This window comes from Roseivirga sp. BDSF3-8 (assembly GCF_041449215.1).
Lineage (GTDB): Bacteria > Bacteroidota > Bacteroidia > Cytophagales > Cyclobacteriaceae > JBGNFV01.
In genome coordinates, this window is record NZ_JBGNFV010000001.1 from 1318697 (window position 1) to 1344447 (window position 25751).

Genomic DNA, 25751 nt, shown 5'->3' on the forward strand with positions numbered 1-25751 from the left:
GCGTAAAGGCATGTTTCCCGGCAGACACCCTACCCTTCTCTAGTCAGCCCCTTCAGCTCGCGAAGAGTCTCCGCCTCTTTCTTTATTTGCTTACGGATCACCACGATCATAATCAGGCCCCACACCACGAAGCCTGCATAGTAGATGAGCAAGGACTTGATGGTTAGGTACCGGCTGAATTCGGGTATGAGCATGGCCACGCCCACACAATAGGCTAACACTATGGCTATCGTTACCGGCCCGTGTATGCGGTCTCTGAATGTGTAAAATTGCCTCGCCTGACTGTTAGCTTTTAAGGTGTCCTCCGTCATATCTATCTGCTGCAGTTTACGGTAACTGATCACTTCTATTATGATCCTCACCAGCAGCCCGCCGATCATAACCCCTACCGACGCCAGGCTGAGTGGCTCCTGCACCGGGGCCACCGTATTAAAGAATACCAGCAGACCAACAATAGTAGCCGATAACACAGCGATATTACCAGTATGAAATCTTCTGCTCTTTCTTTTCTTCTGCTCGGCCTGCTCAATGATCCGGCCGGGATCGGGCGACTTTCCTGAAGATTCAGCAGGAGCATTTTGCCATTGCTTAAATAGATCATCCATGAGTTTCTACGTATTCCAGGTGTGTTTTTAATCGTTTTTTGATGCGGTGAATTTTCACCCTGAGGTTACCCTCCGAGATACCACTGACCTTGGCTATTTCTTCATAGCTAAGCTGGTCCAGCACCATCATGATCACCAGTCGATCCAGCTTTTCCAGCATACCTATTGCCTTGTAAAGGGAGTTGAACTCACCGTCTTTGGGCGTTTCACTGACTACAGTTGTTTCTTCTACCAGTTCATTCATCCTTTTTGCCCTGCGCTGCTCCGACCGAATGTGGAGCAGGCAGGTATTTACCGTGATCCGGTATATCCAGGTCTTGTAAGAAGAGTCTCCCCGGAACTTATCCAGTGCACCCCAGGCATTCATAAATACCTCCTGACTAAGGTCATCTGCCGCAGCATCATCCCCTTTGGTATAACCCAGGCACATCTTGCGCACTACTGCATAATACTCCTGGTACAGTCTGTCAAATACTTTCCTGTTTTTTTTGACTGTCATTCTGCCAAAAATCCGTTTATCTGGTCTGTAAGCCATTCCAGCTCGTCGAACATTACAAAATGTCGGCCTCCCGGAGCAATCTTTATCTGCTTATCGCTTAGGTTAGCATACTGCTTCTCCATATTTTCCCTGACCACTTGTGCACCAAAGGAGGGAGCCCCAATAACCAGAGCAGATACGTCGATCTGAGATAGTCTTTCGCGCAGGTCCAGCTTTAGCAGATCAGTATAGCCGTATACATAGGTTTTCCTGTCAGCCTCAAGCATCCAGCTAATCACTTCCTGCGCCTTTTCAGTATCTTCTGTCATCCCCATAGCCATTTGCCTGGCCGTCTGGCTGAATGTAGCACTGTCCATTTGCAGCATACGATCATTGTAGGGATTACTATAGCTGATCTGCTCAGCGGATACGCCTGGCATCATCACTTCACGCATACAGGGCAGCGCATCCACAAACACCACCTTATGCATACGGTCCGGCAACTCTGCAGCCACATCCGCCGCCAGCATGCCTCCCATACTGTGGCCTATCAGCACCACTTCCTCAAGGTCCTGTTTTACAATATACTGTACCACACTCTCCCTGATCTGACTATACCATGGCGTATCAATAGGGGCTAATCCATTAAACCCTGCGTAAGAGATAAAATACTTTTCATAAGTACCCTCTATGCCTGCTGCTGTCTCATCAAACACACTACCGGGCGAGACAAAGCCGGGAAGGAATATCACCGGACTCCCCTCTCCGCTTACATCCACTTGTATAGCTTGCGGCTGTGCCTGTACCTGCAGGGTTCCGAATGCGATTACGATCAAAAGAATAAAATGCTTCATAATAATTAATTTTTACCCATTGGATACCGCCACCCGGATATTGTTACACGCAAGGGTAAAAAAAATAAAAGCCCGGTGTCATCCGGGCTTCAGGTCAATTAATTAAGGTATCCACTTAATATCCGAGAAATCAGGCTTTCGTTTTTCCAGAAAGGCGTTACGGCCCTCTTTTGCCTCTTCAGTCATATAAGCCAGCCGGGTAGCCTCTCCGGCAAATACCTGCTGTCCTACCATTCCATCGTCAGTCAGGTTAAAGGCAAATTTGAGCATTTTAATAGAGGTAGGCGATTTGGCCAGTATTTCCTGGGCCCACTGATAGGCAGTATCCTCCAATTCATCATGAGGAATGGCGGCGTTAGCCATGCCCATGTCCACAGCTTCCTGTGCAGAGTAGTTGCGACCCAGGAAGAAAATCTCCCGGGCTTTTTTCTGACCTATCATTTTAGCCAGATAAGCAGACCCATACCCACCATCAAAGCTCGTTACATCTGCATCCGTTTGTTTAAAAATGGCATGCTCCTTACTGGCAAGGGTCAGGTCACAAACCACATGGAGGCTGTGGCCGCCACCTACTGCCCAGCCTGGTACCACGGCAATCACTACTTTTGGCATAAAACGAATGAGTCGCTGTACCTCAAGAATATTGAGACGGGGCATACCGGCGTCATCCACGTAGCCCTGGTGACCGCGGGCGTTCTGGTCTCCCCCGCTACAAAAGGAATACACCCCGTCTTTAGTGGAGGGCCCTTCGGCAGACAGCAAAACCACCCCAATTGATGTATCCTCCCGGGCATCGAGAAATGCCTCATAAAGCTCCCCAACAGTCTTCGGTCGAAACGCATTGCGAACATTAGGTCTGTTAAAGGCAATCCGGGCCACCTTACCGGACTTTCGGTAGGTGATATCTTCATATTCTTTTACGGTCTTCCAGTCTGCAGTACTCATAGGGTTATTTTTTTTCGGTAAAAATAGGAATTATGGCTTGCTAGAGGTAGTAATCAGCAGAAAATCACCGCCGGATGCGACTCAGGTTAAACCAACCGTCCTCCTCCCGGTTCAATAAAGAAAATTACAAGTATGAACATACATTACAGATTATTTCTAAGCCTTGCGCTTATGTTGACTGTAGCCTTGCCGGCACTTGCCCAGTGGGACGGAGATAAGATAGAGACCGATAACGGAGTGCTCCATATAAAGCCAATCTCTCATGCTACCATGGCTATGCAGTGGCAGGGTAAGACAATCTACGTAGACCCTGTGGGTGGAGGTGAAGCATTCAAAGGACTTCCTGACCCTGATATAATTCTTATTACCCACATTCATGGAGATCACCTGAGCAAGCAGACGCTATCGGAGATAAATACATCAAAGGCAACGATTATCACGCCACAATCAGTAGCGGATAGCCTGCAGGGCATGTTTACTTCAAACCTGGTGGTAATGGCCAATGGTGACAAAAATGAGATGGGTAAGATTACGGTTCATGCCGTACCCATGTATAACCTGCCGAGAGAAACCCAGATAGGCCACCCGGAAGGCCGCGGCAACGGGTATGTTTTAGAAATGGGTGGAAAAAAGATCTATCTGTCTGGTGATACTGAGGGCACTGGTGACATGCGTGACCTGGAGGGCATAGATGTAGCTTTCGTCTGTATGAACCTACCCTATACCATGGATATCTACGAAGCTACATCAGCTGTTATAGAGTTTGAGCCTGCCATTGTTTACCCTTACCATTACAGGGGCAAAAACGGACTCAGTGACGTCTCAGCCTTTAAAGAAATGGTGGAGAGCGAAACCGATAAAGTGGAAGTAAGGCTTAGGGACTGGTATCCTTCCAGAAAAAAATAGAGTATATTTTCATTATACTTATTAAACAGGGCAACTGAGATGTATGTCCTGCTTTATTATTTCAGGATATACGCCACCAAGTCAAGACAAAATAAACTTCAATTACCGTTGCAACACCTTGATTTGCAATAGTTAGAAAAAAAAACTTAAATTAAGTTAACGTACTATTTTTAAATTTTTATTGTGTTTTTCTCCCTGATCTGTTGCTATATTAGTATGCTTTAAAATTAGCAGGAGTGAAATAGTTTAATTACAGGCCTGCATGAGGGTATTTTTTTCCATAGCAAATCGTTCGCTAGTAAACTATGACAGCATATTTGAATATGCTAAGAGTTTACCGGGAGAGGTTTTGCTATCTTTCTTTCAACCCTTGGAGAAAATGGGTTTATCGATCCTGAAAAGCTACCCTTCTTTAACCGCACACCCTATTTTGGCCTTTTGGCTTAATGCAAGCGAGGAAAACCAGAATATGTTGCTGTTAATTTTGATAGCTAGCCTGTTGTTATCGCTCACTCTTGTCGTATTGCTGGCCCTGGCCGGCAGGAAAAGGAACCAAATCAACAAGCTATTGGAAAAGCAAAGACAGGATCTGCACCTGGTAAATCAGGAGTTAGAAGACAAAGGCAAGCTAATTACATTGCAGAAAAAGAGCATCTCTAAGAATAATGAGTTGATCTCAGAAGTCTATAATGAACATAAATCACTTGTCTCGGTAGTCGCTCACGATCTAAAATCCCCTCTCAATAAAATACAAGGCCTGATGCATGTATTAGAAATGTCGGGCCCGCTCAATGAAGATCAAAAAGATGCCATAAAAAAGATCCACCACGTAGTGGAAGGCGGCCGTGTGCTCATCTCAGACCTCAATAGCCTCATATATTTTGAAGATAATGATGTAAGGGCAGACTATAGAAAGCTAGAATTGATGCCATACATCTGCGGTTTATTAAATGAACATGAAAGCTACGCCTGGAAAAAGAAAATCACCTTAACTCTTGATAAAAGCGATTGTGACTTTACTGTTACTACTGACGAAAAGTTCCTGACCCGCATACTTGATAACCTTATTTCTAATGCCATAAAGTTTAGTGATCCTGATACTGAAGTAAAAATTAGTTGCTTTCATGAGAAGGGCACATTCGGTATTCGTGTTATTGATCAGGGCCCTGGCATATCAAAAGAGGACCTGCAGCAGCTCTACAAAAAATTTAAAAAGCTATCTGCCCGCCCTACCGGCGGAGAATCCTCTTCTGGCCTTGGCTTAAGCATTGTAAAAACGCTTGTCCTGAAGCTGCAGGGGGATATATTCGTAGAGTCAGAGGAAGGTAAAGGCACTCAATTCACTATAGTTTTTCCTATCACGCACCAGGAAGAACATTTATACTCCATGAATCTTAAGAAGGAAGCTGAAAACTAAAGGCTCCTTTCACGAGGCAGAACTAAGCAAAACCTAACGTACAGCAATCCGTTTTCCGAATATAGAGTGAAAATGGATACCAAAGAGGCTGAAGACACCCCATACAGGAAGATAATTCATGTGGACATGGATGCATTTTATGCATCTGTGGAGCAACGAGACCATCCGGAGCTGCGCGGTAAGCCTGTAGCAGTAGGAGGCTCTAAACGAAGGGGGGTAGTGGCGGCTGCCAGTTATGAAGCCCGTCGCTTTGGCATACATTCTGCTATGCCCTCGGCCATAGCTGCCCGTAAATGTCCTAATCTGATCTTCGTAAAATCCCGCTTTGATGTATACAGAGAGGTCAGCCATCAGATAAGGGAGATTTTTTATGAATATACTGACCTAGTAGAGCCCCTCTCACTGGATGAAGCGTACCTGGATGTCACTGAAAACAAACCTGGCATTCCTTCCGCCACGCTCATTGCCAGGGAAATCAAAAAACGCATAAAACAGCAAACCCGTCTAACAGCATCAGCGGGTATTTCCATGAATAAATTTCTGGCAAAAATAGCGTCGGACTATCGAAAGCCAGACGGAATCTTCCTTATACACCCTGTCAAAGCAGAAGCCTTCGTGGAGCAGCTTCCTATTGAAAAATTCCATGGCATAGGCAAGGCCACCGCAGCTAAGATGCATTCCATAGGAATATTTCATGGCAAAGACCTTAAGCAGTATACGCAGGAGGAACTGGTGAGACGCTTTGGAAAATCCGGCAGGCACTACTTTAATATTTCCCGCGCTATTGATCATCGTGAGGTAAACCCGAACCGAATTCGAAAAAGCATGAGCGCAGAGCGTACATTCGATGAGGACCTGGAAGACCTACCTGCCATGAAGCAGGCGATGGATCCGATCATTGATAAAGTGTATGGACTGATGAAGGACCGCCAGATATATGGCAAGACGGTTACTATTAAGGTGAAATTCTCAGATTTTGAGCTCATCACGCGAAGTAAGACTGTACATACCTATATACAATCAAGGAATCTACTGCAGAGTATGGCCTTTGAGCTACTGGAACAGGTTGATCGTGAGCCGCTAGCGGTAAGGTTATTAGGAGTGGGTATTTCTAACCTTAATATTAATGACCAACTCCCGGGCTATCAGCTTACGCTGGAGTTTTAAAGAGATACAAAAAAAGCCTCTTCCCTGCAGGAAAGAGGCCATATTTATTAATTGCTATCTTTTACGCAATACTGATCTGCCGAGGCGGCACCGGCTTTGCTTCTTCCTTCTTAGGAATACTAATAAACAATACACCGTTTTCATATTTCGCCCCGATTTTGTCGTTATCAGCGCTATCAGGCAGGGTAAATGCCCGCTGGAATGAACAGTATGAAAACTCCTTTCTACTGTATTTTCCTTTATCTTCTTTCTTCTCCTCTTTCTTTTCAGAGGCTATCGTAAGCAGGTTATTCTCCAGGTCTATTTTAAAATCATCCTTTTTCATCCCGGGAGCAGCCATCTCTACGGTAAAGCCATCATCATCTTCTTTAATATTCACCGCGGGTAGGGTGGTGTCAGTAGATGAAAAGTTTCTGTTCTTCCAGTTGCCCAACTCCATATTGAAGAAGTCGTCGAATGCAGTTCCGAAAGGAAAGAGCCTGTCGTTGTTGAATTTAACAAGTGCCATTTTCTCCAAAGTTTTAAGGGTTGACTAAATGATTTACACCTGAAAATCTTCAATGAATATGCCAATCCAATAAATCTGACGACTTGTCATTAATTCATGTTAAATGGAAAATTAAACTGCCAATATGACTTAAACAAACTTTATCATAGATGACATAATATCATTCTCTCCCACCTTGCCGCACCTCGCTGTCATGAAATAAAACAGGAGAGGGTACCGGCTGTTATACCCCAAAAGACTACCATTGCATGATTGTCAATATGAAAGAGAAAGGCTGGGAAATAATATTCCAGCGAGCCCATGGCTTATTAGCTGCTAAGCTGGCTGACAAAATCAGAGAAGAGCTATGGCCTCCGCCTCAGTACCGTGTAGATACACTCGCAGCCATAGCTGAGCACGATGACGGTCAGCCAGGCTGGGAGGGGAAGAATCATATTTCTGACACTGGGGCCCCACTGAATTTCACATTTCACGGGGTAGACCTGAAGCAGGCAAGAAAGGTAGTACAAAATGGTATCTATAAAAGTAAGTGGATTGCCCTGCTTACTTCAATGCACACTTCATCCCTCTATGCTCCCTTTGCAGATCGTGAAGAGGTAGCCACTTTCTTAAATGAACAGGAGGCTCACCAGAAAAAGCTGAGGCATTACCTGAGCATATCCAAAGAGGAGGTAGAAAAGCACTATAAGCTTATGCGGTGGTGTGATGAATTTTCGTTGATCCTATGCCAGGACCGGATTCCTAAAGGAGGGAAAAAGCTGGAGATCGGTAAACTCCCTGACGGAACATCGCGCTGGGTGTATGCTAAAGAAAGTCTCCTGGTAGTAACCCCTTGGTGTTTTGAGGAAAAAGAGGTGGAAGTATATACAGAAGCGCGGGGCCTGGAGAAACTATCTTTTCGTGACGATAAGGAATTGCTGGCGGCCATCCGTGCAGAGAAACCTTATTATAAAAAGTGGACCCTGGTTCCCAATTGAACAGGAGAAGCACACGTCAACTTATAAGCTTAACAACAGAACAAACGATCACTTATGCCTATTATCACAGAAATACCTGCCTCCTGGTTCTTTTCCGACTGGCAAACCCTACTTAAAACACTGGTAGTAGGGCTCATTGGCTACGTATTCCTTGTCATTCTGCTACGGGTCTCAGGTAAACGGACACTGAGCAAGCTAAATGCCTTCGATCTTGTAGTGACCATTGCTTTTGGGTCAGTGATGGCCACCAGTTTTCTTAGTAGTACGATAAGCGTAGCCCAAGTGGTGCTAACATACGGGATACTCATTTACATGCAGTATCTGCTGACGTATTTATCGGTTCGTACAAAAAAATTTCAGCGGCTTATTAAAAGCTCGCCTACCCTGCTGTATTACAGGGGGCATTATCTTGAAAAGGCATTGAGGGGGGAGAGAATGGCAAAAGCTGAACTGCGCTCTGCTGTAAGGCAGCACGGAATATCCCGAATGGACGATGTGGCAGCAATTGTGCTGGAGGCAGATGGCAGCCTCAGCATTATCTCAGAACTGCACGAGACACAAAATGAGGCGCTGCTGGGTCTGGATAATGCAGATCATATTCTGGATAACGAAAACCTTAAGAACAGCCCCATCACAGTTAAAGAAGATACATAAAAAAAGCCTCCCGGCTGGGAGGCTTTTAGCATTTTTACGTCTTATTTCCTGATTAGTACAGGTAGTTCAGGGCCGTCTTGTCATCGTTGTTGAAAGGACGGTCACCGCCGTCAGTACAAGCAAGCATGAAAGATTTGGCTGAAGCAGATGCACCAGTAGGTGTACCTGGGATGTGATTTGCACCTACTGTGCTTGCCCCTTCATTAGAAGTAGAACCACCGCAAGATATGCTGCGGTCAAAGAAGTCAGTATGGCGGAAACCGATGCAGTGCCCCATCTCGTGGGCAATGATAGTTGCAATACCGTTAGTTCCCAGTCCGTAAGAAGACTCAAGGATACCGCTCATCTTGATTTCTCCATAAGGATCACCAGCAGAAGTGGGGAAACCGGCAGAACCAAGAATACCACGACGTTCTTCACCTTTGCGAAGACGAGTCATTGTAATGTCAGCATTATCAGTAGAAATACGCTGGAAAGTAATCTCAAGGTTTTCAGCGTTATAGCGACGAATAGCCTCGTCAAGACCGGCGATCATACCAGCGCTATATCCTTTGCTTCCACCTTCGGCAGCATAAACAGTGATGACGCGTGATCCATTGGTGCTAACCAGATTATTAGTGCTGTACTGCTCAGCAGCTGCTATAGGAGTAGCAGGGCTCATATTTTGCAGATCTGCACCGGTAAGGTAAATATCACCTTCTACAAGATATCCATCACGGAAAGACATGGCCCCTTCGGTGCTAAAGCCAGCTTGCTCAATCTGAGATAGAACGTCCTGAGGAAGCTCATAAGGAGTAACATTCTCCGCATCTTCAGAACAAGAGAAAAAAGTCATGCAGCCAGCAGCTACAATTGATAGATTTTTGGTGTTAAAGAATCTTGTCATAAATCTAATTTGATTAAGAATAGAATGGAATAAGTACACCGCAAATGTATGGCAAATACCAACAGTTTCCAAATCTTATATATCCAATTATGGAAAATGAAATCACTTTATATGGCTATAGATGAAAAAATGAACTTTTTTAAAAGTAAGAATATATTAATTAATTTCACTATACCTTCCGAGCGATAATTATCCCATTTTACACCACTGAAGCGAAATAATGCAGCTTTAGGTGATTTTTCCCAGGGTTAAAAAAATATAATTAAAAGAAGAGACACAGGATTTTCCCATCAATGGGAATCCATCATTTCAAGAAAAAACAAACGCCGTAATAATATTTTCTAAAAATCACTTTTTACACTCCAAAAAATCTAACTAACCTATCCTTTTGAACTATTATTTTGATTTTCAATCACCAAGCAAAATCAATCAACCCATTTTGAAAAAAATTTCATCAGGGAAAGAACTTTTTTCAGCCAGAAGCAATTGTGAAAGAATATTCTAAAGAAGGCTTATTTATTAAAAATTGCTGATTCCCAGAGTTTCTTAATGATTAATCCTTACCTTTGGATGCGTCGCTGACTTTGTAGTATAGCTTCTTATATTTTCGTAGACTTTATATCGATGCTTGCTTCAATATCTTCGCGCACTTTATTCTTATTATTTATTCTTTTTTATGAACATTTTCGTAGCAAAGCTAAGCTCATCCACTACCAGCGATGACTTACGCGGATTATTCGAGGAGTTTGGCGAGGTAAGTTCAGCCAACGTTATTTTTGACAGAGAGACTGGTAACTCTAAAGGTTTCGGTTTCGTGGAGATGTCAGATGACGACGAGGCATACAACGCTATCGACCAACTCAATGAAACAGACTTTATGAGCCGCACAATTGTGGTTAAGAAAGCTCGTCCCAGAGAGAACGGCGGTGGTCGTCCTCAAGGTGGTGGCCGGTTCAATCAGAACAGAAGGTACTAATTTAGCCGCCGGTTTGTAACCGGTAGGTCAGAACATAAAAAACCCCGTTCGCCATTTGGCAAACGGGGTTTTTCTTTATCCGGCGTTGTTATTAGTAAACGTAAGCCAGAGCAGTTTTGTCTGCTGAGTTGAAAGGACGATCAGTACCGTCAGAGCAGGCAAGCATCCAAGACCTGACAGAAGCACCAGTAGGCGTGCCAGGAATGTGGTTAGCACCTACGCCACCGTCGCCTTCGTTATTAGTAGAACCGCCACAGCTATAGCTTCTGTCGAAGTAGTCTGTGTGACGGAATCCTATGCAGTGACCCATCTCGTGAGCAATAGTAGTAGTAAGTGCTCCAATATCAGAAACACCATCATAGTACGCACGAGTAAGAAGTATCTCGTTGTGAGGGTTACCAGCAGAAGTAGGGAAACCGGCAGAACCGAGGATACCATACCAGCTGTAGTACCAGGGAGAAGGCTTAATAGAAATATCAGCACCTGAAGAGCTTGTTACTCTGCGGAAGCTAAGACGAAGGCTCTCAGCATTGTAACGCGAGATAGCCGCATCAACAGCCGTAAAATACTTGCTTGAGAAGCTGGTGCTAACGAATACATCAATAGTACGTGGCAGGCCAGTTACAAGAAAATCCGTGTGGTACTGCTCCTCTGCTGCGGTAGGCACCAAAGAGGCATTGAGTTTACCCGCCAGGTCAGCTTCCGTAAGAAGGATATCACCCTCTACGATGTAGCCATTGTCAATTTTGTAGGTTCCGTTGTCATTTACATTGAAACCTAGCTGGCTAAGCTGATCAAGTACTTCGGGAGAAACCTCGTTTTGAGGCTGAACCTCTTCCTCGGTAGTTTGAGAGCATGAAAATAAGAACACACCCGCGATGAGTGCGAACATAGCTGTGAAATTTAGTTTTTTCATAGTACTAGTTGATTAAGATAGATTATAGATTAGTTGAAACATCCACAAACTAATTGTTTGATCTCAGTTTTTCAATAATTACTGCGGTATTTTTTAAAATTACCCAAATAAACCCTCCTCATTAAGACACTGAACCATACAGCCATTGCAGCAGAAATATTCAATAGGGTTGATTTTAGCTATATAACATCGTAATATTGCAATAATAAGATTAGAGATGGGAGTAACCAGAAAAGAGCTCTTTACAGAAGGACAGAATAAGCTGGCAAGCCTGGCAAAGGTCATTAGTCACCCGGCGAGGGTGGCTATAATAGAGCACTTGCTGAAATCCAAACAGTGCATTAACAGTGACCTGGTAACGGAAACAGGTTTGGCGCAGGCAACGGTAAGCCAACACTTGCGCGAACTGAAAGAAGCAGGCATTATCAGGGGCACAATAGAAGGTACCTCGGTAAGCTACTGTCTGGACCCTGAGGGGTGGAAATTAATGAGTAGGGAATTTAACAGGCTCTTTAGCCGCTTCTCTCCGGATGAGGCTCCCGGTTGCTGCTGATAAACAACATTCTAATGAAATACTCTCTGTCAGTAATTGCCGTATTAATGGCGCTATGTATGTGGAGTTGTAGCTCCGGTGATTCGAAAGAAAAAATGAGCACACGTGCAGATGACAAGCAATCTTCAAGTGAGATGAGAATGTATCCGCCTCTGGAAAAATATATTGGGGAGATCACAGGGGACTTCGATAGTATATCTGCCGAACGAAAAAATCTCCTGACAGAAGTATCTGACTATATCCGCTCTAAGCGAAAAGAGGGTGAGGCAGCCAGGCTAACATTTATATGTACACATAATAGCCGAAGGAGCCATATGAGCCAGATATGGGCGGCCACTGCAGCCAGGCATTATGGCATTGACAATATCATTACGACCTTCTCTGGAGGAACGGAGGCTACTGCTTTTAACCCAAGGGCAGTAGCTGCCATGCAGCGGGCAGGATTTACTATCAATAATCCGGGAGGTGAGAATCCGCCATATGAAGTCACCTTTTCGGAAAATGGACCGGAGATGATCTGCTTTTCTAAGAAATATGATGATATGGCTAATCCATCATCCGGTTTTATGGCAGTGATGACCTGCTCTGACGCAGACGAGAACTGCCCGATCATACCGGGAGCAGAAAAGAGGGTGCCTGTAACGTACGAGGACCCTAAGGCATTTGACGGCACGGACCGGGAAGCTATTGCTTATGATGAACGCTGCCGCCAGATTGCCACAGAGATGTTTTATGTCATGTCACAGGTTTAGTCCTCGCCAGGGCTTTTTACTTGCTGAAAGAGGTTATTGAAGCTTTCGCAATACAGGGGATGTGCAATCATCATATCACGAATATCGGTATAGGGTACGCCCCCGTGCATGGCTATTTGCAAAGCGGTCATCATCTCTCCTCCCTGGTCTCCCAACATGGCTACGCCTATTATCTTATCATCAGCAGGGTCTATAATGACTTTCATCAGTCCCCTGGTAAGCCCGGTTTCAACGGCTCTTGAGTTTTTACTCATGGGTAGTTTAGCCACTTTATAATCCATGCCATTTTCCCTGGCCTGGGATTCGGAAAGCCCGACCCTGCCAAGTTGCGGATCTGTGAAAACGGCGTATGGTACCGTCCTTTCTGCTATAGTTTTATTAGCACCCTCAAGGAGGTTAGCGCTCACCACTCTGAAATCGTCATAGGAGACGTGGGTAAAAGCGGGACCTCCTTTAACATCACCAATGGCATATATGCCCGGCACGTTAGTTTCAAGTTTATCACTGACTTTAATATGGCCATGGTCATCGGTGATTACGCCTGCAGCCTCCAGCCCAAGGTCATCCGTATTGGGTCGCCTGCCTGTAGCTACCAGCAAATGAGAGCCTGATAATTTTATGCTCTTCCCCTCCCTCTTTACTTCTACACTAAACATACCATCGGCATGGCTTACTTTTTCGGGCTTGCTGTTACAATAGATATCGACGCCCTCTTCGGTCAATGCCTCCTGGATGAGGTCGGCGATTTCACGGTCTTCCCGGTCAGAAACCTGCTGGCTCTGCTCAACTATACTTACTTTGGATCCGAGCCGTCGAAATAGCTGCCCAAACTCGAGGGCGAGGAATCCCCCGCCGAAGACAATCAGGTGCCGGGGCTGTTCTTTTAATTCCATTAATGAAGATGCCGTAAGATAGGGGACTGAATCCAGTCCCTGCACATCGGGTATAAGCCCTCGGGTACCTGTGTTGATCACGATTTTAGGGGCTTTCAGGGTACGGATTCCGCCATCGCTTAGGGTAACCTCTACGGTGTCGGAGGAGAGAAATCTGGCGTGGCCGGCTACGGGTTCAATATTTCCCTCATCCTCCATGGCCTTTTTTACTCCATTTCTGCCCTGGTCTATCTGCTCTTGCTTCCGCTCCATGACCCTGGAGAAGTCTACCGTCACCTCGCCTGTGTGTACTCCCCAGCGTGAAGCGTGGTTGCTTCTCCATGCGGTCCGTGCAGAAGCCACCATGGTTTTGGTGGGGGTACAGCCGAAGTTGACACATGATCCGCCAAAGAGGTATCTTTCGATTATGGCTACTTTTTTATCTTTTTTGGCAAATGCTGAGGCCAGGGGCACACCTCCCTGACCGGTACCTATAATTATCAGGTCAAATTGGTCCATAAATGCGGTCGTTAACGGTATCTATGTATGACCAACAGAAGTGGACTTTGTTTTAGCCATGTAGTTGAAGTGGCGTTGGGAGGCAGGAGAAGCTGTAGCAATCACACAGGAAATGAAGGGGGCCGTAACGGCTGCTAATTCTACTGTCCTGCAGTGGTATGGGCCTCGGTCATATTGAATATCTTGTCTACTGTCTCCTGGGTAAGGGGCTTGGTGATGAAGCCTCTCACATTTTTAAAAGCCTTGCTACGACGCACGTCCTCGGTATTGATGGAGGATGTAAGCATATAAACCGGCAGATCGATCCCGGACTTTTTCATTTCTTCGAGGAAATCGAACCCATCAATTATCGGCATATTAATGTCGAGCAGACAGATATCGGGGTTTACTTTACCTTCTATGAGGTGCTCCAGTGCTTCACGTGGCCTGTCATAGGCCAGGGTTTCCACATCTGCTTTCCGGGATTTAATGATACGCTCATGCAGGAAGTGACTGACTTTATCATCATCTACAAGCAGTATGTTCCTGATCTGGTCCTGGGTGTAATCATTAAACGTCTCGGCCGCAAAATCGTGACTCAGGATGTGGTTAATGTCTCTGGTTACATTATCCAGTTCGCTGGCAGATTCAAGTAGCTTAGGCATGAGGGGATGCTCCACATCCTGCTTAATCAGCTCGGCAAGGCCCATCACGCGGGCAAGTGGTGCTCTGAGCCTATGGGAATTAAAGAAAGCATAATCAATAAGCTGCTGGTTCTGATGCTTCAGGCGCATCTCATTTACTTTCTGATTATGAATGTCTACAATAATGCCTACCATTTTACGGGTGCCATTTTCTGTATTCATAAAGTTGGCGCGGCTATGGACCCACTTATATGTATTGTTATGGCACCTGACCCGGTAGGTACTTGAATAGCTACCGCTTTTGCCGTTGATAAAGTCATGGTAATCAGAATCCAACTGGATAATATCGTCGGGGTGGATCATCTTGCGGGCCATTTCGGGGGTAGGCTCAAAGCCGCCTGGCTGGTAGCCAAGCAAGAGGTAGTATTCGTCGCTGTAATAAAGCTCCTTTGTGTCCGGATCAAATTCCCAAAGACCCTGCCGGGTGGCTTCCATGGCAATTTTAAGGTGAACGGCAGCCTCCAGGGCCGCATTTTCATTTTTCTTATTGAGGGAAATATCCACATAGGTTCCCATAAGCCTGATGGCGCGTCCTTCCGGGTTGCGCTCTACTACTTTACCCCGACAGTTTACCCATTTATATGTGTCTTCATTGGATTTGACGCGAAACTCGATACTGAACAAGTGGTCAGCATCGAGATATCCGTTTATTTCCCGCAGCACTCTGAACCGGTCTGCCGGATGTACTATGGCTGCCCAAATATTCTTAGCAGGCAAGAGGTCATTGGGAGCGAAGCCAAGCATTCTGAAGCAGCGATCGTCGTAGTAGATGGACTTTTTCTGAAGGTCCCAATCCCATAGTCCCTCATTGGCGGCTTCCATAGAGAGCTTCATCCGTTTCTCATTCTCTTCAATGGCTTGCTCGTGCCTGACTCTTTCGGAAATATCCTGACAAAAACCGCACATGAGTCTGATGTGGTTGTCTTCTATAAAGAAGGCGCTGAGACTATATGGGAAAACATCACCAGATTTTCGGATACCTTCCAGCTCAAGCTGAACCTTTGTCTTTTTTTCACAGAGGCGCCATAATTCTTCGAAGTCTGAGCCGTTATATTTATGAAGGGTGTTAGGATCCACGGCCCGCAACTCTTCTACTGAATAACCGAATAGGTTGCAGAAAGCAAGGTTGGCATTGGTAAACCTGCCTTCTTCACTGATCCAGAAAAAGGGCATATCTGAATCATAGATAGCAGCGTAGGCGCTGGTGGCATTATTGTTTTGGGTATTGCGGGTGCACGGCGGGGATGAGGACAGAAGGGAAAAATGGTACCGTATGGCCATGGTAAGAAACAGTACGATGAGCACCATGGCACATAGGTATAGCAACACGGGGCTTCCGAAAGGAAACACTTGTAGCAATAAATAGCGCAGGGTCTCAAGAAGAAGGACTCCGCCTATCAGATAAAGTATAACTATTTTCCAGGCCTTACCGGGAATCATGCAGTAATATTTCTTCTGTCAGCAATGGGTTTAACACGTATCCCTGATGTACAGGCAGGGGGGGTAAGGCAAAATTGAAAATTTTTACCTCTTTCGTACCTCCCTAAAAGATTACCAAATTATAAACAATTAGCCACATCAACGGATAAAAATAATTTCCAATAGCCTCTCAATTTAGTAAGTTATTTTAACATTCACACCTGTTCCTGGTTGATTGTTTGGCATTTATGCCCAATTTCATTAATTATCTGTTGAATTTCAGATTTTGCATAAGCGGAGATTTCAGAGAACTTTGCCATCATGAATTCAGATGAGACTGGAAATTTTAAGAAAAAAAAGGACAAAATAGACGCAGATGCCTTTTTTATGCTCCCCCCGGAAGAATGGGACCAATGGGAGCAGGTGGACGAGAATGACTCTCCAGAAGAAAATGATGGCCAATCAAACAATCCTGACGAATAACGCCCAATCTAACTTATCCAGTCTTTTATTCCAATAATATGATACCATAAGCTTACATTAAGCACCGGTGTACTAGTTTTTATTTGTGATGTAATAAACATCCTAATTATGCAGTTTATTCACCTTTATTCCAGCCATTTACTCCTGCATATTTAACCTAGCCCCCAAACTATTAAGCACTTAGCTCTCTATATGACCGCATATGGCTAGTAACTACTGTCTGTAAGTCTGGTGACTCCCCGGTAGGTCCAGTAAATAATGGAGGTATAGCCGATCACGAAGGGAAGACCTATGAGTGCCAGTATGAACATGACCCGCAGTGTATAGGCTGATGAGGCACTGTTATAGATGTCCAGGTTGTAGAGTGTGTCAATATTTGACACCATCATATTAGGAAAAAGCCCCAGGGCAAAAAACAAGATGATTGAGGCCATCATGAGAGCACTACTGATAAATGCCTGCATGTATTTGTGCCTGGAAAGGGTACGGGAGATGTTGAGAATGGCCAGAAAGTTTAGCGCTACGACTATCCATGCGATGAGGGAGATGAGCACCTGATATTCTTTAATAAGGGGGTGGATGGTGCCGGTAGGCTCAATATAGCCAAAGCTAAAATTGGCGAGCATTTCAGGTCTGAGGTAGAGTGTGATAGCGGTAAGTATGGCATAGAGGGACACAAAGAGGAAGTAGGCGCGCCATGCCCAGCCTCTGACCTGTTCGCGCAGCTTGCCCTCGGTCTTTAGGGTGAGGTAGATAGCACCGTGCATGGTAAACATGACAAGGTTGAATAAGCCTGTAAGTAAGGAGTATCCGCTGATAAGATCAAAAAAGGTGCCTTTAAACTCTTTATCGGCGCCGATGGGGAAACCGAGGATAACGTTACCAATGGCTATACCGAAGAGTAGAGCAGCTACAATACTGCCTATGGAAAAGCCGCGGTCCCATGCATTGCGCCAGGCGGCCCCGGGTTCTTTACTTCTGAACTCTATGGAAACGGCCCTGAATATGAGGGCTACGAGCAGGAGCATAAAAGGCAGGTAAAAGCTGCTGAAGGCGGTCGCGTACACGTGGGGGAAGGCAGCGAACAAAGCGCCCCCGGCGGTGACAAGCCATACTTCATTCCCGTCCCATACGGGGCCGATGCTGTTAAGCAGCAGACGACGGTTATGGTCTCCTCGGGCAAAAAGGTGCAGGGCACCGACTCCAAGATCAAACCCGTCAAGTATGGCATACCCTACGAGCAAAAACCCAATGATAAGAAACCAGAGTACGTTATAGTCCATGGCAATTAGCTGTTTTGATCATTTATGGCCCGGGGCAGGTGTTCGCTGCGCTCCTGACGGCCGTGATAGTCGGTCTCCATGGGGGTGTGTGAACCGGGGCCATGTTTTATTTCTTTATCGAGCACATAGAGCCATACGAAGAAGAGAAGTCCATATACAAGAAAGAAGAGGGTAAGACTGATCCACACCTCGCTTGCATGTATGGAGGGGGAGACGCCGTCACTGGTACGCAGCAGACCATACACGAGCCATGGCTGGCGCCCGCGCTCAGCGCTGTACCAGCCGGCTTGGTTGGCAATGACGGGAAGAATGACGGAGAAAAGGAAAAGGCGTAGTACCCACTTGCTTTGCCAAAGCCTGCCGCGGTATTGCATAAAAACACCAAGCAGGGTAAGGGCTATAAAGAACATACCTAGTGCGACCATGAGGTGGTAGCTTTGAAATACATCGGCCACGGGAGGTCTGTCTTCTTCAGGAAAGGCGTCCAGGCCGGTGACTTCATGGGCGGTATCGCCGGAAAGAAGCCAACTGAGCATGCCGGGGAGGGCTATGCCGTAGGTCTTTTCCTCTTCGGGATAGGAATAGCCTATAAGGTAGAGGGGGGCGTTTTCCTGTGTTTCATATAAGCCCTCGAATGCGGCCATCTTTGCGGGTTGGTATTCGTAGGCTATGCCTGCACTCATATGCCCCAGCAGGGGCTGAAGGAGGGAGCTGACAAGGGCAACAATGAGGGCTATGGAAAAGGACTTCCTGGCGAACTGTATGTGCTTGTTTTTTACCAGGTAATAGGCAGAAACGCTCAGGACCAGAAAGGCTCCCTGGATGAAGGCTCCGATGATACTATGGGCAAAACGAACTCCTGCACTGGGATTGAAAACGACTCCCCAGAAGTCGGTGATGACGGCGCGGGTGAAGCCATCTGCCTCGGTGACGAGCTGGTAAGCGACAGGGGTTTGCTGCCAGCTATTGGCTACGATGATCCACCAGCCACTGAGTATACTACCGAGGGCCACCATGATGGTGGCAAAAAGGTGCATGCCGGGCCGGACTCTGTTCCAGCCGAAGAGGAGTATGGCGAGAAAGCCTGACTCAAGAAAAAAAGCAAAAATACCCTCTGCAGCAAGGGGACTGCCGAACACATCGCCAACGAAACGACTATAGGCTGACCAGTTGGTGCCAAACTCAAACTCCATGACGATGCCGGAGGCGACGCCGATGCTGAAGTTGGCAGCAAAAATCTTTATCCAGAAGCGGGTGATGGTTTCGTATACTTTCCGGCGGGTGACAAAGTAGAAGGTCTCGAAGATGACAAGGAGGAGGCCTGTACCGATACTAAAGGGCGGGAAGATATAGTGGAACATGATGGTAAAGGCGAACTGTATCCTCGATAGCACTTCTACATCCCAATCCATGGCAATTCGTGTATTTGTCTTTTAAGCTACTCAATAGGCAGGTCCTGTCCCAAGGTAATTATGACTTTTTGCGATGCCGCAGATAGATAATAATGACACCTGCCACGAACACAAAGCCGGTTATGACCTTCAGAGACTTTTTCCAGTCTATGCCAGGCAGCCAGTTACCTTCCAGAGGAAGCCGAGAGAGCAGGGCAAACAGTAGGAATAAGCTCATTGTAAGTGCAAAAAGCCATTTTACTCGTTCCATAGGCGAATGAGTTCTGCGCGGGCATGGGTCCGGAGCTGCCTTACCAAAGTGCAGTTAAGTGCTTATAAGCTAGGTAACAAAGGTTACGCACTGGCTGGTGTGCTTTTCTTACGGGGACGGGTGTATAGCCATGCCCATCTGATAAGTACAAACTGCAGGGGTATGCGCAGCAGGGTTGCAATGAACTTCCAGGTGGGTTCGTCGGCGTAATCTATGGCCATGGGTATATGGATGACGAACAGGTAAACGACCAGCATGGCAATAATGAGCCAGGCTGCGGCGGGCCGTGTGCTGCGGGGAATAAGAAGAAGACCCAGAATGATCTCGGCTACGCCACTTACATATATCAGTAAGATGGGCTCGGGAAGCCAGGTTGCCATGGCGGGCAAGTAGGATTCAGGGGAAATAAGGTGCAGGATGCCGAGGCCGACATAGAGGAGTACCATGAAGTAAAAAAAGAAGGTTCCGAGTTTAAATTTCTTCCGGCTCATCTGTTTATTTTTTTTGCGCTGGTGAATATTGGAAATAAGCGGCCGGAATCCAATTTCCTTTTTGGAAGAGACCAAATTCGGGCCAGTGGTTTTATTGTTATATAAACTCTCTGTATTCATCGTAGTGAAGATGGCCGGGCTGCGGGGGATGGGTGTAGAAGTGCTCGATGGTACCGGGGGTCGACTCTAGGGGTATTTCGTCAGGCTCCTCTCCTTCTTCGCCTTCACATTTGCAAATAATGTGTCGCTAACAGAACTACCCGACCTTCCCAGATATAATGTATTTACCTGACCTTTAATGTGATAGCGAGACCTACTTACTGGCGACACCTTGCTGTTTGTTTGTGCAGCAATAAAAAAAGAGGCTTTCCCTGTTTTCGGAAAAGCCTCTTTGTACGCTGTCAAAACCGGGGGTTATCTGATGATAAGCCTTCTGGTTGTGGCGCCGCTTTCTGTCTCGAAGCGTAAAAAGTACACCCCGGCGTGATCTACCACTGGCTTTTCAAACCTGAAAAGGTAGGTGCCGGGTGCCTGCTGCTGCTCGAGCAGGGTACTGACTTCTTTTCCGTTTACGTCCAGCAGAATGACGCGTATCTGTCCTTTCTTTTTCACGGCATATTGTACGAAGTTCTCAGAACCCAGGGGATTAGGATGTACACTGAATATGACGAGGTCTGCTGGTTTATCCTCAATGCCGGTGACCTGGTAGGGGGCGGGACCTTCGGGGGCGGGAGATGGAGGATCTTGTTTGGGAGCGGCCTCACTTTCAGCCGGGCTTAGCCGGTTATCGCCATCTTGAGCGTAGCGCCCTGCATCCCACTGTTCATCGGTAGCCGGCCTGTAAATATCGGAGTAGTAGTAATCGGCCTGGGCTTGGTCGGGGGTAAGGGTAAGAAGAAAATAGCCATGACGATCAAGATCTACATAGCGCATATGTGGATTTGGCGAAAAGCCGCCAACCTGTGGCACCGCGGCAGGCAGGGGGGTATTGATCTGTGCTTCGAGCTGGGCAGATAAGGCGGCTCCGGCCTCATAGCTACCGGCTATCTGGGCAAGGTTTTCGTCAAAGTTAGCAGAAGTAATGCTGGGCGTGGCAAACTCTATGGCAAAAGAGCCGGCCTGGGTCACAGGATCATACCCGGGCAAGCCGGTCTCTGAGATGGGGTGGGCAGCATACAGGGGATCGTTAAGGCTGAAAACGCTGGGGAACCTGGCGACGTCGAAGGCAAATGAGCTATGAAAGTCACCGGTGAGTATGATCACATTGCCGATGCCGTTGATGGCTATGGTATCGATGATGGCATTACGTTCTGCAGGATATCCATCCCAGATATCGAGAAACTGGCTCTCTACACTTTCAAAGGTTTGGCTGAGGTCAGGATTAGCAGCCCACCCAACGTGGAATTCGGAAAAAATAACCTGGTTGCCAATGATCTTCCACCGGGCTTGGGAGGCCTTTAGCTGATCATAGAACCATGCTTTCTGCTCGTGGCCGAGGATGGTACGGCCGGGCGCGTATAGGGCAGGATTTGTGATGTCGTTGATCTGTTCCTCACGACCAACTATACGGGTGTCGAGCATGATAAGGTCGGCGAGGTTGCCGTAGGAGATGGTGCGGTAAAGGGGCTGACCTTCCCGTATGGGCATCCATTCATTGTATACCTGGCGTGCTGTGGAAATGCGGTCTTCCCAGGTACCTTCTCCCTCTTCGGGGTTGTGGTTTTCAGCACCGTTCTTATAGGCATCATTAGCGGATTCGTGATCGTCCCATACGGGAATGAATGGGTGCTGCTGGTGAGCGGCCCTAAGATCGGGGTCGAGACGGTACAGGCTGTAGCGGGTGCGGTAGTCCACGAGTTCTATGATCTCTGTTTGAGGGACATTAAGCCTGCCTACGGAATCGGAATAGCCGTAAGTACCCTGACCGGCTCCGTATTCGTAAATGTAGTCACCAAGGTGAATGACGGCATCGAGGTCATTACGCTCCGCAATGCGGGCATAGGCATTGAAGAAGCCTGCCTGATAGTTACTGCAACTTACTACGGCAAACCTTAGCTTATCAGTGTCAGCATGGGGGGTGGTACGGGTACGGCCTATGATGGAATTGGCCCCGAGGGCTGAAAAGTAGTAGTAATAGGTAGTGGCGGGGTGTAGTCCTGTCACATCTATCTTTACTGTATAGTCGCGGTCTGCACCGGTAAACACGGTACCGGAGTTAACGATGTCTGTAAATTGGGGATCGGTGGCCATACGCCACCCTACTTCTACCTCCTGCAGGTTATCGGGTGGTGTGACGCGGGTCCAGATAATCACTGCACTGCTCAGGGGATCGCCACTGGCAACACCGTGGTAAAAAGGAGCCAACGATTCTTCAAAGGGAAGGTGGCCATCCATGGTACGGCCGGTATTCCATGACGTGCCGTGGACCTGGCCTAATGTGGTAAGGGCAGGCAGACATAACATAAGTAATAGTACAAAAGATCGCATCTCAGGCATTCGGTTTGATGTCAACTAAAGAAACCGAAAGGTGGGTGGTTAAACAGATTTTTCTGTTTTGGGAGTATGAAGTCTATTTTACTAAATGATGAAGGGGTAAAGTACAGGTAATATCAGGTGCAGGAAAATGAAAGAAGGAAGCCCGTGATGGGCTTCCTTCATTTATCTGATTATGAAAAAGGTACTTTATCAGAAGCAGAATCCGCTTGACATGCGGTCATTGGCATAGCTAAAAGGCCCCCACATGCGGATGTTCTGCCATCCCCAGCTCCACAGGGTGAAGAAGCGATTGCGGTAGAAGGAGCGGTCATACATAATGAACACGCCATAGATGTAGAAAGGGTGGTAGCGGCTTACGCGGTTATTCCAACCAGGCATCATAAAGGGGCTGGTTGATCCCATAAGCCATGAAGAACCACCGACGTAATCCTTGTGCAGCATAGCGAGGCTATTTACTCTTCCGGTTTGACCAGCTTCGGGCTTCTTGCCGAAGATGCGCTCGTATTCCTGTGCTTCGAAGTCGAGGTATTCCTGATTTACGTTACCGGTGGCCTCGTATTCCTTGATGGTTCCGCTGGCCTCGGCATACTGGCTCATGACTTTCTCGAATTCGAGCATGCCGGCTACATTATGGCCATGCTGGTCACCCCACTGTATGTATAGCTGATCTGATGAGAAGGCATCGATGGTTACGTATATCTCATTTCCGTCGTCACTAGGTTTGCCAGTGACTGCAATATGGAGTCCGGGGTCTTCAAGGTTATACGCGCCTTCTTTTACTATTCTATTATCAAGTTTATACTCATATATCTCGGTGGGAGCATCGGTTGCACTTTGCTGGTCTGCGGGAGCGGGAGCGGCAGGCTGCGGGGCTTCGCTTTCACTATTACATCCGGCAAAGGTGAGGGTGGCTGCGGCGAACGCAGCAAGTATAGTTTTCCTAATCATGTTTAGTTTAATTATTTGGGTATATAGCTGCAGGGTATATTTGGAGGCCTCCTGTATACTCTTTTCAGTAGGACAAATGTATTATGTATACCACTAATAAAAAACGGTGAAAACACTCTGTGAGCCGCCAGACATACGATAAACATGATCTATTGGCGAAAGAACACGACCAAACGGAATGGCATTTATTCTCTTTTTATCCTTCTGAAAATACAGAGGCGCATGGTAACCTGATGTTTTTCTGAGGGTAGATGAAAGGCTAAACACCTAAATAATATATCATAACTCTGTTTGGGAAGGAGATTACAGGGGGAATTTTATATTAATATAGCCTTAAAAATTTAAGTAAAATGAGGGTAAACCCTCATAATAAAAAAGCACCCTGATGGGTGCCTTTTTATTTATCCTCATTCAACTATTGGGTGTATTTACCCCGGTTGATTTACCAACCTACTGTCCAGTAGCTAGACATGCGGTCGTTTAGCCATGAGTAACCACAGAAGTTAATGCTATATGAACCCCACCCGTAGATAGTGGCGATTCTGCTTCTGAAGAAGGTGCGGTTGTATATGGCTGTATATCTCAGTCCACCGCTCTGGTAGTAATTGGAAACTGCGTTGTTCCATCCCCACCACATCCAGGCTCTTACACTACTCATACGACGGTATGAGCCACCTGAACAATTCTTTGAAAGGTATCCGCTACCCATGCTTCTCTCGTAAACGAGGGCCTTGGTTTGGAAGATACGCTCATACTCGGCATCCTGGAATTCAAGGAACTCCTGAGATACTTCGCCGGTTTCCTCGTACTGACGAATGGCTCCTGACTCTTCAGCAAATTTGGCTACATTTCTTTCGTACTCAAGGGTACTGGCTACATCATAGCCGTTTTTATCACCCCACTGAATGTAGGCATCATCATTTGTAAAGGCATCAACCACAAGGCTCTGAGCAGTACCTTCTTCATTGGGCTGAAGTGTTATAGCAAACTGAAGCTCAGGATCTTCCATTTGGTAGGCTCCTTCGGGCACTACTTCACCATCCAATCTGTACTCAGATATTTTAGTGGCTTCTTCAGTATTGGTTGTCTGGTCAGCGGGGACGCCTGTTGCAGGCTGAGGGTTTTCGGTATCACTCTGGCAGCCGAAAGCTACGAAGAGGATCGCAGCCACGAACGTGCTTAATCTTAATTTCAACATAGTTAGTTGGAGATTTTAATAAGTTATTCTTTTTCTATTTAGTATTACAGGCCTGCATACTTATGAATCATGATGGGACAAACCTACATATAATCGGAGTGTATTCCGAATTGAGAAAATTGCTAAAACACGGCCCAACCCCCTAAAAAAGGGCTTTTTAAGTAAAAAAAACGAACAACCTTATTAGCTGGTATAACATATTTTGTTACTCCTTAAGCAACTGCCATACTAAAGATCAAAAGCTTACCTCGAGGGATTCATTTATAGTTGACACATAAAGTATAATATGAATAAACCCACCCAGGCTCCCCCTGATCGGCATTATGGTTTAATAAAATTTATATTTAAGGGGTAACCCCTAATGGAGACAGGGCGGGAATTAATCAATAAGGTCTTTATGCCTGTCTTCTTCCCCACTGAGCTCCATGCTGCTGAGGCGCCAGTGGGCACGGGCTAGCTCGGCGGCTTCATCGTAGTTCTCATCTTCTATCAATGAGACGATTTGGTTATAGGTGAGTAGAGAGGAGCGGCTTTTCTGACCTGCCTTGATAAATCTTAGTTCGAACTTATAGAGGGGAAGTTTAAGGTTACGAATAAGCTCGGGGGCTATCTTATTTTTGCAGTCGCTGATCAACAGTTCATGAAAGGCGAGCTCTTCTTTAAGGACATCTGCGGGTGCCTTTGCTGCCTGGATGGCTGCATAGGCTTTTTTCAGTTTACTCAGGTTTTGTTCAGAATAAACGGTTTCTCCCATGGCAAATTCCTGCAGGGTGCCTATAAACTTATAGGAGGCGATGGCTTCGACCTTGTTCAGGTTATTTACTGTAAACCCCTTCTTGGGTACGAACTTGACGGCACCGGTTTGCTCAAACCTTGCAAATACCTCTCTCACCTGGGTGGGGGTGGACTTGGTAAGCTTTGAAAACTCGGTAAGGGATACACGCTGGCCAGGCTTGAGGGTGCCCTCAAGTAGCTGATCGTATATCAGGCTGCGTATGTGTTGGTGTAAGCTTATTTTTTTTGCCATGTCTCTTACCGAAAAACGAAATTAGGCAAAAATGTGCGGCTAACAAGGCTTGACCATGTATAAGGGATGTATTTCT

Annotated in this window: 26 protein-coding genes; 9 read left to right on the forward strand and 17 right to left on the reverse strand. The window is 46.4% G+C overall.

Going from position 1 to position 25751, the window contains the following annotated elements:
• Positions 1–29: 29 nt before the first annotated feature.
• The 4 genes from AB9P05_RS05175 to AB9P05_RS05190 form a co-directional block, all read right to left on the reverse strand.
• Positions 30–605, reverse strand: coding sequence for a hypothetical protein (locus AB9P05_RS05175; protein ID WP_371907743.1), 576 nt, complete (start codon positions 603–605; stop codon positions 30–32).
• Entirely contained in the window at positions 598–1104 is a 507-nt protein-coding gene (locus tag AB9P05_RS05180; protein ID WP_371907744.1) for an RNA polymerase sigma factor, read from the reverse strand. Before AB9P05_RS05180 ends, AB9P05_RS05175 begins: the two co-directional genes overlap by 8 nt.
• A complete protein-coding gene (locus tag AB9P05_RS05185; protein ID WP_371907745.1) occupies positions 1101–1937 on the reverse strand; it encodes an alpha/beta fold hydrolase in 837 nt (278 codons plus the stop codon). The genes AB9P05_RS05180 and AB9P05_RS05185 overlap by 4 nt, the downstream gene beginning before the upstream one ends.
• Positions 1938–2039: 102 nt before the next feature.
• On the reverse strand, positions 2040–2882 hold the full coding sequence (locus AB9P05_RS05190; RefSeq protein ID WP_371907746.1) for a 1,4-dihydroxy-2-naphthoyl-CoA synthase: 843 nt from the start codon (positions 2880–2882) through the stop codon (positions 2040–2042).
• Between the two features lie 132 nt (positions 2883–3014).
• Between AB9P05_RS05190 and AB9P05_RS05195 the strand changes: the two genes are divergently transcribed.
• From AB9P05_RS05195 to dinB, 3 genes are all read left to right on the forward strand, one after another.
• Entirely contained in the window at positions 3015–3788 is a 774-nt protein-coding gene (locus tag AB9P05_RS05195) for an MBL fold metallo-hydrolase (protein WP_371907747.1), read from the forward strand.
• A gap of 379 nt (positions 3789–4167) precedes the next feature.
• The gene (locus tag AB9P05_RS05200; protein WP_371907748.1) at positions 4168–5205 is read left to right on the forward strand and encodes a sensor histidine kinase; all 1038 of its coding nucleotides are present in this window, start codon (positions 4168–4170) and stop codon (positions 5203–5205) included.
• A gap of 72 nt (positions 5206–5277) precedes the next feature.
• Positions 5278–6372: a DNA polymerase IV gene (dinB, locus tag AB9P05_RS05205; protein WP_371907749.1), complete on the forward strand. Its 1095-nt coding sequence runs from the start codon at positions 5278–5280 to the stop codon at positions 6370–6372.
• Between the two features lie 61 nt (positions 6373–6433).
• Here dinB and AB9P05_RS05210 read toward each other — a convergent pair whose 3' ends face one another.
• Complete coding sequence (locus AB9P05_RS05210; protein WP_371907750.1) at positions 6434–6880, reverse strand: Hsp20/alpha crystallin family protein; 447 nt, start codon at positions 6878–6880, stop codon at positions 6434–6436.
• 248 nt (positions 6881–7128) lie between these two features.
• On the opposite strand from AB9P05_RS05210, the gene AB9P05_RS05215 reads away from it, so the two are divergent.
• Together AB9P05_RS05215 and AB9P05_RS05220 are read left to right on the forward strand one after the other, a co-directional pair.
• On the forward strand, positions 7129–7857 hold the full coding sequence (locus AB9P05_RS05215) for a DUF3891 family protein (RefSeq protein WP_371907751.1): 729 nt from the start codon (positions 7129–7131) through the stop codon (positions 7855–7857).
• Positions 7858–7911: 54 nt separating this feature from the next.
• Entirely contained in the window at positions 7912–8511 is a 600-nt protein-coding gene (locus AB9P05_RS05220) for a DUF421 domain-containing protein (RefSeq protein ID WP_371907752.1), read from the forward strand.
• A gap of 52 nt (positions 8512–8563) precedes the next feature.
• On the opposite strand, the gene AB9P05_RS05225 is transcribed toward AB9P05_RS05220, so the two are convergent.
• Entirely contained in the window at positions 8564–9397 is an 834-nt protein-coding gene (locus AB9P05_RS05225; protein WP_371907753.1) for a M57 family metalloprotease, read from the reverse strand.
• Between the two features lie 676 nt (positions 9398–10073).
• On the opposite strand from AB9P05_RS05225, the gene AB9P05_RS05230 reads away from it, so the two are divergent.
• Positions 10074–10373: an RNA recognition motif domain-containing protein gene (locus AB9P05_RS05230; RefSeq protein WP_371907754.1), complete on the forward strand. Its 300-nt coding sequence runs from the start codon at positions 10074–10076 to the stop codon at positions 10371–10373.
• A gap of 91 nt (positions 10374–10464) precedes the next feature.
• Here the strand turns inward: AB9P05_RS05230 and AB9P05_RS05235 are convergent, their stop codons facing one another.
• On the reverse strand, positions 10465–11289 hold the full coding sequence (locus AB9P05_RS05235; protein ID WP_371907755.1) for a M57 family metalloprotease: 825 nt from the start codon (positions 11287–11289) through the stop codon (positions 10465–10467).
• A 217-nt stretch (positions 11290–11506) separates the two neighbouring features.
• Between AB9P05_RS05235 and AB9P05_RS05240 the strand changes: the two genes are divergently transcribed.
• Together AB9P05_RS05240 and AB9P05_RS05245 are read left to right on the forward strand one after the other, a co-directional pair.
• Positions 11507–11842, forward strand: a complete 336-nt coding sequence (locus tag AB9P05_RS05240; RefSeq protein ID WP_371907756.1) for an ArsR/SmtB family transcription factor — start codon at positions 11507–11509, stop codon at positions 11840–11842.
• A gap of 14 nt (positions 11843–11856) precedes the next feature.
• Positions 11857–12594: a protein-tyrosine-phosphatase gene (locus tag AB9P05_RS05245; RefSeq protein ID WP_371907757.1), complete on the forward strand. Its 738-nt coding sequence runs from the start codon at positions 11857–11859 to the stop codon at positions 12592–12594.
• On the opposite strand, the gene AB9P05_RS05250 is transcribed toward AB9P05_RS05245, so the two are convergent.
• Together AB9P05_RS05250 and AB9P05_RS05255 are read right to left on the reverse strand one after the other, a co-directional pair.
• Positions 12591–13985 carry a mercuric reductase gene (locus AB9P05_RS05250; RefSeq protein WP_371907758.1) on the reverse strand — a complete coding sequence of 465 codons (1395 nt, stop codon included), beginning with the start codon at positions 13983–13985 and terminating at the stop codon, positions 12591–12593. The genes AB9P05_RS05245 and AB9P05_RS05250 overlap by 4 nt on opposite strands.
• 140 nt (positions 13986–14125) lie before the next feature.
• Positions 14126–16108, reverse strand: coding sequence for a PAS domain-containing protein (locus AB9P05_RS05255; RefSeq protein WP_371907759.1), 1983 nt, complete (start codon positions 16106–16108; stop codon positions 14126–14128).
• Between the two features lie 300 nt (positions 16109–16408).
• Between AB9P05_RS05255 and AB9P05_RS05260 the strand changes: the two genes are divergently transcribed.
• Complete coding sequence (locus AB9P05_RS05260; protein WP_371907760.1) at positions 16409–16570, forward strand: hypothetical protein; 162 nt, start codon at positions 16409–16411, stop codon at positions 16568–16570.
• A 206-nt stretch (positions 16571–16776) separates the two neighbouring features.
• Here the strand turns inward: AB9P05_RS05260 and cydB are convergent, their stop codons facing one another.
• The 8 genes from cydB to AB9P05_RS05300 form a co-directional block, all read right to left on the reverse strand.
• On the reverse strand, positions 16777–17853 hold the full coding sequence (gene cydB, locus AB9P05_RS05265) for a cytochrome d ubiquinol oxidase subunit II (protein WP_371907761.1): 1077 nt from the start codon (positions 17851–17853) through the stop codon (positions 16777–16779).
• A 5-nt stretch (positions 17854–17858) separates the two neighbouring features.
• Positions 17859–19265, reverse strand: coding sequence for a cytochrome ubiquinol oxidase subunit I (locus AB9P05_RS05270; protein WP_371907762.1), 1407 nt, complete (start codon positions 19263–19265; stop codon positions 17859–17861).
• 58 nt (positions 19266–19323) lie between these two features.
• Positions 19324–19515 (reverse strand): hypothetical protein, encoded by a 192-nt coding sequence (locus AB9P05_RS05275; RefSeq protein WP_371907763.1) that lies wholly within the window; start codon positions 19513–19515, stop codon positions 19324–19326.
• 83 nt (positions 19516–19598) lie between these two features.
• Positions 19599–20006, reverse strand: coding sequence for a DoxX family protein (locus AB9P05_RS05280; protein ID WP_371907764.1), 408 nt, complete (start codon positions 20004–20006; stop codon positions 19599–19601).
• 414 nt (positions 20007–20420) lie between these two features.
• Positions 20421–22493, reverse strand: a complete 2073-nt coding sequence (locus AB9P05_RS05285; protein WP_371907765.1) for an alkaline phosphatase D family protein — start codon at positions 22491–22493, stop codon at positions 20421–20423.
• Positions 22494–22691: 198 nt separating this feature from the next.
• On the reverse strand, positions 22692–23450 hold the full coding sequence (locus AB9P05_RS05290) for a hypothetical protein (protein WP_371907766.1): 759 nt from the start codon (positions 23448–23450) through the stop codon (positions 22692–22694).
• A gap of 442 nt (positions 23451–23892) precedes the next feature.
• Positions 23893–24648 carry a hypothetical protein gene (locus AB9P05_RS05295; protein ID WP_371907767.1) on the reverse strand — a complete coding sequence of 252 codons (756 nt, stop codon included), beginning with the start codon at positions 24646–24648 and terminating at the stop codon, positions 23893–23895.
• A 379-nt stretch (positions 24649–25027) separates the two neighbouring features.
• On the reverse strand, positions 25028–25675 hold the full coding sequence (locus AB9P05_RS05300; RefSeq protein ID WP_371907768.1) for a GntR family transcriptional regulator: 648 nt from the start codon (positions 25673–25675) through the stop codon (positions 25028–25030).
• Between the last annotated feature and the right edge of the window lie 76 nt (positions 25676–25751).